This is a genomic window from Rhodococcus sp. (in: high G+C Gram-positive bacteria) (assembly GCF_049286785.1).
Classification (GTDB): domain Bacteria; phylum Actinomycetota; class Actinomycetes; order Mycobacteriales; family Mycobacteriaceae; genus Rhodococcus_F.
Window position 1 is genome coordinate 1 of sequence record NZ_JBAQEO010000828.1, and the last position, 12,663, is coordinate 12,663.

General features: G+C 65.2%; 14 protein-coding genes. 7 read left to right on the forward strand and 7 right to left on the reverse strand.

The features are described 5' to 3' along the window. The first annotated feature begins 16 nt into the window (after positions 1-16). Entirely contained in the window at positions 17-619 is a 603-nt protein-coding gene (locus WAW17_RS29720; RefSeq protein ID WP_422336451.1) for a TetR/AcrR family transcriptional regulator, read from the forward strand. 34 nt (positions 620-653) lie between these two features. Here the strand turns inward: WAW17_RS29720 and WAW17_RS29725 are convergent, their stop codons facing one another. Further along, positions 654-1,886 (reverse strand): hypothetical protein, encoded by a 1,233-nt coding sequence (locus WAW17_RS29725; RefSeq protein WP_422336438.1) that lies wholly within the window; start codon positions 1,884-1,886, stop codon positions 654-656. A 15-nt stretch (positions 1,887-1,901) separates the two neighbouring features. Continuing rightward, complete coding sequence (locus WAW17_RS29730) at positions 1,902-2,651, reverse strand: hypothetical protein (RefSeq protein WP_422336439.1); 750 nt, start codon at positions 2,649-2,651, stop codon at positions 1,902-1,904. A gap of 194 nt (positions 2,652-2,845) precedes the next feature. Between WAW17_RS29730 and WAW17_RS29735 the strand changes: the two genes are divergently transcribed. Further along, positions 2,846-3,268 (forward strand): hypothetical protein, encoded by a 423-nt coding sequence (locus WAW17_RS29735; protein ID WP_422336440.1) that lies wholly within the window; start codon positions 2,846-2,848, stop codon positions 3,266-3,268. Between the two features lie 32 nt (positions 3,269-3,300). Here WAW17_RS29735 and WAW17_RS29740 read toward each other — a convergent pair whose 3' ends face one another. Further along, positions 3,301-4,224, reverse strand: a complete 924-nt coding sequence (locus tag WAW17_RS29740; RefSeq protein ID WP_422336441.1) for an SDR family NAD(P)-dependent oxidoreductase — start codon at positions 4,222-4,224, stop codon at positions 3,301-3,303. Between the two features lie 210 nt (positions 4,225-4,434). Between WAW17_RS29740 and WAW17_RS29745 the strand changes: the two genes are divergently transcribed. From WAW17_RS29745 to WAW17_RS29765, 5 genes are read left to right on the forward strand one after another with little or no spacing between them, the layout of a single operon-like run. Further along, entirely contained in the window at positions 4,435-5,904 is a 1,470-nt protein-coding gene (locus WAW17_RS29745; RefSeq protein WP_422336442.1) for an aldehyde dehydrogenase, read from the forward strand. A gap of 38 nt (positions 5,905-5,942) precedes the next feature. Next, positions 5,943-6,695 (forward strand): SDR family oxidoreductase, encoded by a 753-nt coding sequence (locus tag WAW17_RS29750; RefSeq protein WP_422336443.1) that lies wholly within the window; start codon positions 5,943-5,945, stop codon positions 6,693-6,695. Next, positions 6,692-7,588 carry an NAD(P)-dependent oxidoreductase gene (locus WAW17_RS29755; RefSeq protein WP_422336444.1) on the forward strand — a complete coding sequence of 299 codons (897 nt, stop codon included), beginning with the start codon at positions 6,692-6,694 and terminating at the stop codon, positions 7,586-7,588. Before WAW17_RS29750 ends, WAW17_RS29755 begins: the two co-directional genes overlap by 4 nt. Further along, complete coding sequence (locus WAW17_RS29760) at positions 7,585-7,977, forward strand: carboxymuconolactone decarboxylase family protein (RefSeq protein ID WP_422336445.1); 393 nt, start codon at positions 7,585-7,587, stop codon at positions 7,975-7,977. The genes WAW17_RS29755 and WAW17_RS29760 overlap by 4 nt, the downstream gene beginning before the upstream one ends. Before the next feature lie 2 nt (positions 7,978-7,979). Beyond that, entirely contained in the window at positions 7,980-8,642 is a 663-nt protein-coding gene (locus WAW17_RS29765; RefSeq protein ID WP_422336446.1) for a class I SAM-dependent methyltransferase, read from the forward strand. On the opposite strand, the gene WAW17_RS29770 is transcribed toward WAW17_RS29765, so the two are convergent. From WAW17_RS29770 to WAW17_RS29785, 4 genes are all read right to left on the reverse strand, one after another. Continuing rightward, complete coding sequence (locus tag WAW17_RS29770) at positions 8,618-9,706, reverse strand: prenyltransferase (protein WP_422336447.1); 1,089 nt, start codon at positions 9,704-9,706, stop codon at positions 8,618-8,620. The two genes, WAW17_RS29765 and WAW17_RS29770, sit on opposite strands and share 25 nt — an antisense overlap. Continuing rightward, on the reverse strand, positions 9,703-10,443 hold the full coding sequence (locus WAW17_RS29775; RefSeq protein WP_422336448.1) for a class I SAM-dependent methyltransferase: 741 nt from the start codon (positions 10,441-10,443) through the stop codon (positions 9,703-9,705). Before WAW17_RS29775 ends, WAW17_RS29770 begins: the two co-directional genes overlap by 4 nt. Continuing rightward, entirely contained in the window at positions 10,437-11,684 is a 1,248-nt protein-coding gene (locus WAW17_RS29780; protein ID WP_422336449.1) for a glycosyltransferase family 4 protein, read from the reverse strand. The genes WAW17_RS29775 and WAW17_RS29780 overlap by 7 nt, the downstream gene beginning before the upstream one ends. Before the next feature lie 86 nt (positions 11,685-11,770). Further along, a complete protein-coding gene (locus WAW17_RS29785) occupies positions 11,771-12,634 on the reverse strand; it encodes an LLM class F420-dependent oxidoreductase (protein WP_422336450.1) in 864 nt (287 codons plus the stop codon). Positions 12,635-12,663: the final 29 nt, after the last annotated feature.

Here is a 12,663-nt window from a genome sequence, read left to right on the forward strand (position 1 = left end):
CCCCTATGCTGGGGCAATGACGAAAGGCGCCCGCCCACCCATCCGACGTCGCACGCTCACGCGAGACAAGGTGGTCGATGCCGCGGTCGAGATCGTCGATGAGATCGGCTGGGAAGCACTGTCGATGACCAATCTGTCCGCCCGTCTCGGCGTCGTCACCGCGTCCCTCTACAACCACGTCCGCAATCTCGACGACGTGCGCGGCGCCGTCCAGGTGCGAACCATGACAGAACTCGGAGCGCACCTCCGCGAGGTCGCCATGGGCCGGACCGGGCCCGACGGCCTTCGCGCCCTCGTCGACGCGCATCGCGCCTGGGCCACCGGGCACCCCCGCCGATACCAAGCACTCACCACGGCGCCGGTCGATCGCGACGCCTTCCTCTCCGCCGCCCTGGACGCGAACATGGCGCTCCGCTCGATGCTCGCGTCATGCGGGTTGCCACCCGAGGACACCCTCGACGCGGCGGTGAGCATGTTCGCCGCCATGCATGGTTTCGTGATGCTGGTGAACTCCGATTTTCTCGGCGACGAGATGGACCTGGAGACGATCTACGAGTCCGTACTGCGCGGCGCACTGTCCGGGGTCGAGCGGCCGGAGCGAACGCGCACACCGTCCTGAAAGCGATCGGTCGACGCCCCGAAGGCGGGCTCGGTCAAGCGTCCTCCCATGGTTGGGTTCCCTGCCCGACCTCGTAACCGTGCTTCGGCCGGTTCAGGGTCTTGTCGGCCTGCCCGACCTCGACCATGTCTTTCGCGATGGCCGTTCTCCTGGTGGCGTCGTCGACCCGACTGGTGATCGGGGAGAGTCTCTCGTCCAACTTTTCCTTCGCCTTCAGGGCGGGATCGGACAAGAACTCCAGGTATTCCTTCAGCCGGTTGGTCAGCTCCTCGATCTCACGCACGAGAGTCATCACCAAATCGGCCACCTTGTAGATGGTGTGCGCGATCGATGCGATCTGCGCGGAAGTGCCGATGACCGGCACTTTCTTCACCAAGAATTTGAGCTTGCCGAAGACACCGTCCAAGCTCACCTCGGCCTCGAGCAGATCGGCCAGCTTCTCGACCGCGGTCCTCACCGCATCTCTGATCTTGTCGGCCACCATCTCCAGGGCAAGGGCGAGGATGCGGCCGACGGGGCCTTCCCACTTCATCGCCGTACTCTGCAGGCGCGCGTAGTCGTCGAACGCCAATGCCGCCTTACCATCCCAATACTCACCAACACGGTTGAGGCCGTCATCGATGTTCCTGGCGGACGCTTCGAAAGCATTCCCGGCGATCTTGTAGGTCTCACCGATTCGTTTCAGCTCACTCCAGTTGCCGCTGATCGGGGACAGAACGTACTCGAGCGGATTCCATTCCTTTCCGGCAATCCGGGTGACGTTCTTGATGGATTCGTTCACCTCCCCGAGCCAGCCCGCTGCCTCGGTGACGATCGCGCCGACATCCTCTTTGTTGGCAACCGGATCGTCCAGCTTGACTTCCTCCGGCTTGGGGAAGCTGACCGGAGAATCGTAAGCTGCGGTGATACCGGGCATTTCGGCATACGATCCGTACTCGACGGTTCCGTCGCCTACGTAACGGGTGTGCGCGTTGAGCGCGTCATAGTTCTTCGTTTCCTGGTCGTGGTACATCCAGGCGGCCTTGTTCAGTTCGACACCGGTCTCGACATTCTGCTTCGCGATATCGGCCATGCGCGTTGTGGTGGCATCGGAAAGTACGACGAACGGGGTCAGCAACGAGCTGATGATCGCACCCGAGAAGTCCGCACTCGGCGGTCCGTTCTTGCCGACGAAGTCAGCGATCCGCCGACTGTCCGCGCCGATCTCGTCGAAAGACTCGGCGAGACCCGCGATCTGAGATGCATCTGCGTCGAATCTCTCACTCATGCGGCCGTCCCCCGTCTATTCCGCAGTTTTGCGCAGTGATTCGACAATCCTGTCGACATCGTCGCCGGAGAGGGAGTCGGACAGCCCCAAATGGTGGGTGACCATGAAAACACCCACTTCGGCGGAGGCATAGGATGGCGTGGCGACAATGTCGAATTCGGCCCGGGAAGCGTCGCACGAGTGCTCCTGGGGAATGTCGGTGACGACGGCGGTGTAACGGACCGCCGGGCGGCCGGAGACCTCAAAGTCGAACGGACCCCGGATCTCAACCTTCGGCTTGTTGCGGACATCGTCGGCGAAGATTCGTTCGGCCTTGCCGACCGCCTCGCGTGCAGCGGTGTCGATATCCACACCATTTCGACCCGTAATACCGACATCAGCCAACGTCGAGCCCTTGTACTCAGGGCAGTAGTTGTAACCGAAGGTGCTAACCGCGCCGTAACCAGCAATGTAACCGTCATCATCCGTCCAACCGGTGACCATTGTGGAACTCGGACGCCAGCCTTCGTCATTCGGCACGGTGTAGGTCAGTCCGAACTTGGTGGGAACCGGTTGGGGCTGACCGTCGGGCGCCTCGATCATCGGCGGCGGGAACTCCATCGACGGAAAGCCGGGCGGCAGCGGCGCGACCGTGGTGCTCGGACCGGACGGAGGCGGAGGCGCCCACGACGAGGCTGCCTCTTCCGTCGCCGGCGCGTCATCGGCATACGGGTTGCCCACCCACATCACCACGGTCATGACCGCACCGAGCGCGGCGACGGCCATAGCGATGTCCCTGAGCGGTTTCAGCACACCGTACTTCTGGAGAAGCTTGAAGAATCCCACCACCGGTGGAGGGTACCCTCTACGGGTTTGCCCGACATTGCCGGCCGGAGCCGGGCTCACCGCAGGGCGAACGCTGATTGACACGAGTCATACACCGCAGCAAGGGAAGCAACGATCCAGCCAGGGGGAAGAGTATGACGGAACGGGATCTGGACCCCGCGGTGGAAGCGGCATTCCGCAAGCTCTCCGACGCGGCCGATCGCCTGGAAACCATTCGCATCCGTACCGAGCGCACGGAGGTCGCGGACCTGGTCGACGAACCGACCCCGGTCACCGACGGCTTGATGTTCGAGTTGGCGGCGATGCCGCATTCCTCGCCCGAGCTGAAAACGTACGCCGCCCGCGTCGACAACGGGGAATGCACATGGTCCGAGGTCGAGCAACGCGCCTGGCCGCTGCCGCCCGAAGTCACCGAACTGAAAGGCTCGCGATACTTCACCTGGCTCTGGTCCTCCCCGGCTCCGCCACCCGAGCCGAAGGGGGCTGCCGCCGTCGGCCCCACCGACTGGCCCGACGACTACGACGAGTATCCGACGCCGAAGTCGTGGCTCGTGTGATACCGGACCGACGAGATGGATCTGGAGACGATTTACGAGTCCGTTTTGCGCGGCGCACTGTCCGGGGTCGGCTGTGCGGAGGAGACAAGTTCCGCGAGTTCGTCCATGGTCCAGGGCGGCGCCGTGGCGTGGTCGCGGTAGGCGACGAAACTGGGAGTCTGTCGCTCGAACCTTCCTACGAAGCAACCTGATCCGACGAAGACGCTGCCGGTGATGGTCGCCGCCCTGTCACTCGCCAGATAGGCGTAGAGCGCGGCGACGTACTCCGGTGGCGCGGGATTGAGCGAACCGTAGTGCGCGGCGTCGTCGAGCATGCCGCGCCGATGCAATTGCTCGATGTGCTGCTCGTATTCTTCGCCGACGGACAGTCTCGTGCGCGCACCCGGGCAGACGACGTTTGCGCGCACCCCCGACTCGGCGAGCTCGGCAGCGATCGCCAGAGTGAGGCTGTTGACCGCACCCTTCGCCGCCGGATACCCGGTACCGCCGTAGTCGCCGAGGAACGCGAACGAACTCGTGTTCACGATGGCGCCCCCTCCCTGGGCGACCATCAGCGGAGCGATCACCCGGCACGTGCGAAACGTCGAGGTCAGGTGCGCGTCGATCAATTCGCTCCACTGCTCGTCGGTGACGTTCAGGATGGACGACTGTGAAGGCTCCGCGATACCGGCGCAGTTGATCAAGACGTCGATCGATCCGAACGTGCTCACCGCCGCATCTGCGAGCGCCTCCGCGACACCCTTCGCTGCAGCCGAGCCCGGCACCGCAATCGCTCGTCCGCCTGCATCGACGATCTCCTTCGCGACCTGCTCGGCGGCCTCCCGGTCGCGCCCGTTGACCACCACGCCGGCGCCCTCCGCCGCCAGAGCGTGGGCCACCGATCGGCCGATGCCCCGACTCGAACCGGTGACCACCGCAGCGCGCCCCGCCAAGTTCTGCCCCTCGTGAAGACTCATGAAACCCCACTTTCGTTACCACAAGTGTCGTCCGGCGATACGGATCCGGAAACCGAAGTCATTGCGTCGTACAGTTGTGCAAACTATAGTCCAGACATATGTCCAGTTCTCGCCATGATCGCACCGGCGATCCATCGCCTCCGCGTCGCCGAAAACTCCTGACAACGTGCCGCCCACCCGCGTCTCATTCCCCGAACCGGAAGTGAACACATGACTTTGCGTCCCACCGGAAGTTCTTCCCTGTTGATCGACGGCAAACTCGTACCGGGCTCCGGCGGCACCTTCGATGTGATCAACCCCGCCACCGAAGAGGTGCTGGGCGCCGCCGCCGATGGCACCTCCGCCGACATGGATGCGGCCATCGCGGCAGCGCGCCGCGCGTTCGACGACACCAACTGGTCCCGCGACCACGCCTTCCGGGCACGCTGCCTGCGGCAACTGCGCGACGTCCTGAAGTCCCACATCGAGGAGTTGCGCGACATCACGATCGCCGAAGTCGGCGCCCCACGATTCTTCACCAGCGGACCACAGCTCGAGGGACCGGTCGACGATCTCGGATACTTTGCCGGACTCGCCGAAGACTACTCCTGGACAACGGATCTGGGAGAGTCCACGACGATGGGCATCAGGTCGCGCAGACGCGTCCTCAAGGAGGCCGTCGGCGTGGTCGGCGCCATCACGCCGTGGAACTTTCCGCACCAGATCAACTTCGCCAAGCTCGGACCGGCACTGGCCGCAGGAAATACCGTTGTCCTCAAGCCGGCCCCCGACACCCCGTGGTGCGCGGCGCTGGTCGGAAAGCTGATCGCGGAGGAGACCGACTTCCCCGCTGGTGTGGTCAACATCGTGACGTCGAGCGATCACTCCGTCGGCGCGCAGCTGTCCACCGATCCCCTCGTGGATCTGGTGTCGTTCACCGGTTCCACCACCACCGGCAAGGCCGTCATGACGGCGGCTGCTCAATCGCTCAAGAAGGTGTTTCTCGAACTCGGGGGCAAGTCTGCGTTCATCGTCCTCGACGACGCCGACCTCGCGGGTGCGTGCGCAATGGCAGGGTTCACCGTGAGCACTCATGCGGGACAAGGTTGCGCACTCACCACCCGGTTGCTCATGCCGCGGGAACGGTACGACGAGGCAGTCGAGGCCACCGCCAAAGCCCTCCGCGGCCTTCCTGCCGGTGACCCCAACGAACCGGGCACCATCTGCGGTCCCGTGATCTCCGCACGGCAACGCGAGCGCGTCGAGGAGTACCTGCGGCTGGCCGTCGAGGAAGGCGGCACGATCGTGGTCGGTGGTGGACGGCCGAGCGACAGAGAACGCGGCTTCTTCGTGGAGCCCACCCTGATCTCCGGGCTGGACAACAGCTCCCGGGTCGCACAGGAAGAGATCTTCGGTCCCGTCCTCGTGATCATCCCCCACGACGGCGACGACGACGCGATCCGTATCGCCAACGACTCCCCCTACGGGTTGTCGGGCTCGATCTGGGGTACGGATCCCGCACGCGTGCAACACGTCGTGGAGGGAGTCCGCACCGGGACGCTCGGTGTCAACGGCGGAATCTGGTATGCCGCCGACGCACCGTTCGGCGGATACAAGCAGTCGGGAATCGGCCGAGAAATGGGTGTGGCCGGATTCGAGGAGTACCTGGAAACCAAGCTGGTTGCGGAACCGGCACAGTAATCTGCACGACTTCACAAAAGTACAGGGAGACAATCGATATGGGACGTTTCGACGGAAAGACCGCCATCGTCACGGGTGCCGCACAGGGCATCGGCGAGGGCTATGCACGGGCACTGGCCCGCGAAGGCGCCAACGTGGTGGTCGCGGACCTCAATGCCGAACTGGGTGAGACGGTAGCCAAGCAGATCAGTGCGGACGGCGGAACCGCGGTGTTCAAGGACGTCGACGTCGCCGACGAGGAATCGGCAAAGCAGCTCGCCGAGTTCACCGTACAGAAGTTCGGTGGCATCGATCATCTCGTGAACAACGCCGCGATCTACGGCGGAATGAAGCTCGACCTCCTCATCACCGTGCCGTGGGACTACTACAAGAAGTTCATGAGCGTGAACTTCGACGGCGCACTCAACGTGACCCGGGCCGTGTGGCCGCACATGAACGAGCGGGGCGGCGGATCCATCGTCAACCAGTCGTCCACCGCGGCGTGGCTCTACTCCGGGTTCTACGGTCTCGCCAAGGTCGGGATCAACGGCCTCACCCAGCAGCTCGCGCATGAGGTGGGTGGCATGAACATCCGCGTCAACGCCATCGCACCCGGACCGATCGACACCGAGGCCACCCGCACGGTCACGCCGGGAAATATGGTGGCAGACATGGTCAAGTCACTGCCACTCAAGCGTATGGGTACTCCCGAAGACCTCGTCGGGGCGTGCCTGTTCCTGCTCTCCGACGAGGCGAGCTGGATCACCGGGCAGATCTTCAACGTCGACGGCGGACAGATTTTCCGCTCGTGACCACCACCGAGAACGCTGCGCTGCTGTCCGTCGGCTACATCGGCCTCGGCAACATGGGGGCGCCCATGGCCAAGCGGCTCCTCGATCGCCCGGGCGGTCTCATCGTGTGCGATACCCGGCCGGAGGCTCTCGAACCGTTCGGCAAGGCCGGCGCCAAGACCACGACCAGCCCCCGCGAGGTCGCCGAGAACGCTGACGTCATCTCGGTCACCGTGCTGAACGATCAGCAGGTGCGGGACGTCGTCACCCAGATTCTCGAGGCGGCGCGGCCGGGCGCCGTGATCGCGGTGCACTCCACGATCAGCGACGTGACCGCCGTCGAGTTGGCGCAACTGTGCGGTGAGCACGGTGTCGACCTGGTCGATGCGCCCGTCAGCGGCGGCGCTCCCGGCGCGCACAAGGGGAAGCTGGCGGTGATGGTCGGGGCCAGCGACACCGCGTTCGAGAAGGTGCGCGAACCGTTCGGGCACTGGGCCGAACTCGTCGTCCACGCGGGCGACGTGGGGGCGGGCACGCGCATGAAGCTCGCCCGGAACCTGCTGCACTTCGTGTCGTTCACCGCCGCGGCAGAGGCGGGGCGGCTCGCCGAGGCCGCGGGGCTCGACATCGTCGAACTCGGCAAGGTGGTCCGTCACACCGACGCGATCACCGGCGGAGCCGGGGCAATCATGCTCCGCGACACCACTGCGGCACTCGACGAGAACGACAACTGGTATCCGATCATGTCCCACGTCCGGGACCTCGGGGAGAAGGATCTGTCGCTGGCAATCGGACTCGGTGAGCGTCTCGACGTCACCCTGCCGCTTGCCAGGATCGCGCTGACAGGACTGGGCCCTGGGCTCGGCGTCGAGAGCACTGTAGGTCGAGAGCACTGTAGAAGGGAAGACCGATGACCGATGACACCCGCACGCGCGGGCTGGCCATGATGGAGAAGGTGTACGGGTTCGAGATGCAGGACGGTCCCGGTGCTCATTTCGCCGTCACCGCCGACCACCTGTTCGCCGACATCTGGGCGCGGCCCGGTCTGAGCCTTCGTGACCGCCGGCTCCTGCTCCTCGGTGCTCTCACCGCACAGGGATTGATCGACGTCGCGGAGATCCAGGTGGGTGCCGCCCTGCACAACGAGGAACTCGACGAGGATCAGCTGCGCGAGATCGCCCTGTTCCTGTGCCACTACGTGGGCTGGCCGCTGGGGACGAAACTCGACTCGATGATCGGCGGAGTGCTACACAAGCGGAAGAAGGCGGCCAGAGCGGCTGCTGCGGAAACGGAGAACACGTAGCTGTGAGCACCGAATACCTGACGGCCGAACTGCTCCTACTGGCCGATGCGACTCCCGGATTCATGCCGGAAGACGAAGGCACCGCGCTGCACGAAGCAGCGGTGAAATACCTGACCAGGGGTGGGACGGGCGTCGAGATCGGCACCTACTGCGGTCGCTCCACCATCTATCTCGGGGCGGCCGCAAAGGCCCTCGATGCCCGGATCGTCACGATCGATCACCATCATGGTTCCGAGGAGCATCAACCCGGCTGGGAGTACCACGAGCCGGCGTTCGTCGATCCGCACACCGGCGTGCTCGACACCGTCGGCCGGTTCCGGCACACCATGGCCGACTCGGGTCTCGAGGAGTACGTGGTAGGCGTGCTGGGACGATCGTCGACGGTCGCGCAGTTCTGGCGGACACCGGTGAGCTTCGTCTTCATCGACGGCGGGCACACGTCGGCGGCCGCGAACGGCGACCTCGAGGGGTGGGCGCCGTGGGTCACCGTGGGTGGAGCACTCGTCATCCACGATGTGTTCCCCGATCCCGCGGACGGTGGCCGGCCGCCCTTCGAGATCTACGAACGCGCCCTGGCCACGGGCCAGTTCAAAGAGGTGGGCGTGACCGGTTCGCTACGAGTGCTAGAGCGCGTGAGCGGTCAGACGGGAGAACCGCTGGCATGACAGTGGTCGCCGCACCGATCCGGTCCGATCGGTAGGCCCACCGGGGCAGCCGCGTCCCGGAAGATTCCGTTTCCGGGCGTGGTGCGCGACAGCGCGTCGGCAGCGAGAATCATCGCGCCGCCCGTCCACGTGGTCTGCTCCACCGGCCACCGTTTACCGTCGCTGTAGACCAGTCCGGTCCAGTACGAGCCGTCCTCGTGCCGCAGATGTTGCATCGCGGTGAACTGCTCGAGCGCACGGGCGTGCTCCCCCATCGCGTCGAGGGCCAGGACCAGTTCGCAGGTCTCCGCCCCGGTAACCCAGGGCCGATGGTCCACGCAGCGGATACCGAGTCCCTCGACCACGAAGTCGTCCCACCGCGAGTCGATCCGCTCGAGCGCCGTCTCACCGCGCAGCGCGCCGCCGAGAACGGGGTAGTACCAGTCCATGGAGTACTCGTCCTTGAGGGTGAACGCCTCCGGGTGCTGCCTGATCGCGTGGCCGAGAGTGTATTTGGCAAATTCCCATTCCGGCTGCGGATCGTCGACCAGTCGGGCGAGGAGCAACCCGCAGTGCAGGCTGTGATGAATGCTGGAGTTTCCGGTCAGCAGCGCCTCGGGGCAGTCCTCACCGCCCTGTCCGCGAGCCCAGAAAATCTCGCCGGTCGAGGTCTGCATCCCGACAACGAAGTCGAGTCCCGCGCGCACCGCGGTCCACATCGAGTCGACGAACTTCCGATCACCGGTGATCAGAAAATGGTGCCACACCCCCACCGCGAGGTAGGCACAGAAATTGCTGTCGGAGTCGTGGTTGTGCACCACACCGTCGCGGAACTCCATCGGCCAGGAGCCATCGAGCCGCTGAGTGCGACGCGACCACTCGTACGCGCCCTCCGCCTCCTCGATCAGTCCGGCAGCGGCGAGGGCCATGGCGGATTCGATGTGATCCCACGGATCGGTGTGCCCGCCGGCGAACCAGGGCAACGCGCCGGACGACTCCTGGGCGTCCGCGATGGACCGCGCAGTCTGCCGGATCAAGTTCTCGGACAGCACGTTCGGCACCGACGGCACGGCGTGCGCCCTCACTGCGGCGCCCTCACCACGCTCGGCCGGTTCGGCTTCTCGAGATAGAGCACCACGCTCTTGCCGACCACCGGGTTGAGGACCTTCTCCGCGGTGCGGGTGAGCCAGGGCGCTTTCATCATGTCCCACACCAGCATCTGATGGTAGGCCTTGGTGAGAGGATTGTCGTCGTTCTCCACCCCCACAGCACATTTGAGCCACCAGTACGGAGCGTGCAGGGCGTGAGCGTGATCTCGTCCGCGGACCTCCAACCCGGCCGACGTCAGCTTGCCCGCCAACTCGTCGGCGCGGTAGATCCGCACGTGCCCGCCCTCCACCTCATGGTAGGCATCCGACAGCGCCCAGCAGATCTTCTCGGGCAGCCAGCGCGGAACCGTCACTGCAGCAACACCACCCGGTTTGAGAATGCGCACCAGTTCCGCGATGGCCCGTTCGTCCTCCGGCACGTGTTCGAGCACCTCGGAGATGAGGACGACATCGAAAGTGCCGTCCTCGTACGGCAGGTTCAGCGCGTCACCCACCTGGACGCGCGCGTCCGCACCCACGGGCGCCTCCCCCGCTTCTGCCATGGCGACGAACATCTTCTCGACATCCGCCAGTTCATCGGCGTTCTGGTCGAACGCGATCACGTCGGCGCCGCGCCGATACAGCTCGAACGAGTGCCGTCCGGCTCCTGCACCGATGTCGATCACCTTGTCGCCTGGTTTCACACCGAGCCGGTCGAAGTCCACGGTCAGCATGGGCGGTCTCCTTCTTGTGTCTGCGCCATCGCTTCGGCATAGGTTTCTGCCGTCCTCGACGCAACGGCCGCCCAGCTGTACCGCTCGAGCACCCGTCGACGGCCGCCCTCCCCGAGCCGTGACCGCCTCTGCGCGTCTGCGAGCAGCGCGCCCAGCGCGTCAGCGAGTTCCTGTGGGTCCCCCGGCGTCACCAGCACGCCTGCTTCGTCGTCCGTACCCACCACTTCGGGAATGGCTCCGGCCCGGCTCGCCACCAGCGGGGTTCCGCAGGCCATCGCCTCGACGGCCGGCAACGAGAAACCTTCGTACAGTGACGGAACGCAGGCAACATCGGCAGAACCGAGCAGCGCCGCCAGTTCGGAGTCGTCGATGCCCGAGACCGTGCGCACCACGTCGCCGATCGCCAGTTCCTCGATCAGCTTCTCGGTGACACCTCCGGCGGCCAGCTTGGTGACGAGCACAAGTTCGACGGTCCGCTCTGTGTGTACCTTCGCGACCGCTTCGAGCAGTGTGGACACGCCCTTGAGTGGCATGTCGGCGCTCGCGACGCACACAATCCGGCCGGGCACCCGGGCCTCGGCCGGCGGACGGAACACCTCGGTGTCGACTCCCAGCGGAATGGTCACCAGATTGTCCGCGGAAACAGCGAAGGCCGCGCTGATGTCGTCGGAGGAAGACTGCGACACCGTCAGCAGCGCCGGGATCCGGCGCGCGACGCGCTTCTGCATGGTCAGAAAGCCGTACCAGCGGCGGACGGTGACCTTGCGCCACCACTTGGCAGCCGCCAGATCGAGTTCGCGGTCGCGGGTGATCGGATGGTGAATGGTCGCCACGACCGGCAGCCCCATCTTCTGGATCTGCAGGAGTCCGTAGCCGAGGCACTGGTTGTCGTGCACCACGTCGAACTCGTCCGCCCGCTCCCGCAACAACCTCGCGGCCCGCAGGCTGAACGTGAGTGGTTCCGGGAATCCCGCCGTCCACATCGTCGCCAGTTCCAGAACGTCGATGGCGTCGCGGAACTCGCGGGGGTGCGGCGTTCTGAACGGATCGGGTTCACGGTAGAGATCGAGGCTGGGGACCTTCGTGAGGGTGACACGCGGATCCACGTCGGGGTACGGCTGACCCGAGAACACCTCGACATCGTGACCGAGTTCGACCAGCTCACGGCTCAGGTGGCGTACGTACACACCCTGTCCACCGCAGTGGGGCTTACTTCGATAAGACAAGAGCGCGATGCGCACAGACTCCGACCTCTCTTCGAGCAGCGGACAGCATACTAGAACACGTTCTCACACCCGGGTGTTCTCGTTCCATCCAACCGCACTACTCAGCTCACCGCCGTCGACTCGCGCAAACCCTCGAGTTTTCCGGAGAGCCGTCCCAGGTACGCGAGCACCTCCTCCTCGCTCCGGTCGGGCAACCCGTAGACCACCTCGGCCACTCCGAGGTCCTGCCACCGCCGGAGCTTGTCCACATCCGGCTTGCCGTCGAGCACCACGATCCGAGGCTCCCCCGCCCGGCCGGCGTCATGCCACATCCGCTGGAGCAGCCGGACACGATCGTCGATGTTCTCCTCGGCCGGAGTGGTCATCCAGCCGTCGGCCGAGCGAACGATCCAGGTGAAGTTCTTCTCGTTGCCGGCGGCCCCGACGATGACCGGCGGCACCCGCTTCGGCTTGGGCCACGCCCAGCTCGGGCCGAAGGTGACGAACTCACCGTCGTAGGAAGCTTCCTCGTCCGTCCACAGGGCCCGCATGGCCTCGAGGTACTCACGCAGCATCGTACGACGGCGACCCGACGGAACGTTGTGGTCGGTGAGTTCGTCCAGATTCCAGCCGTACCCGACCCCGAGGACGACGCGGCCGCCGCTCAGATGGTCGAGCGAGGCGATCGTCTTCGCGAGTGTGATGGGGTCGTGTTCGACGGGCAGAGCCACCGATGTCCCCAGTTCGATACGCTCGGTCACGGCCGCGGCCGTCGCAAGAGCCACCCAGGGATCGAGTGTGCGCATATAGCGGTCGTCCGGAAGCGATGCGTCGCCTGTCTGTGGATGCGCCGCATCACGCTTGACCGGAATGTGGGTGTGCTCGGGCACGTAGAAGGAGTCGAATCCGTTGGCCTCTGCACCCCGCGCGGCGGCGGCCGGCTCGATTCCACGGTCACTGGTGAACAACGTAATACCGAACTTCACGAAATCTCCTAGGCCGAGTGGCAATCACT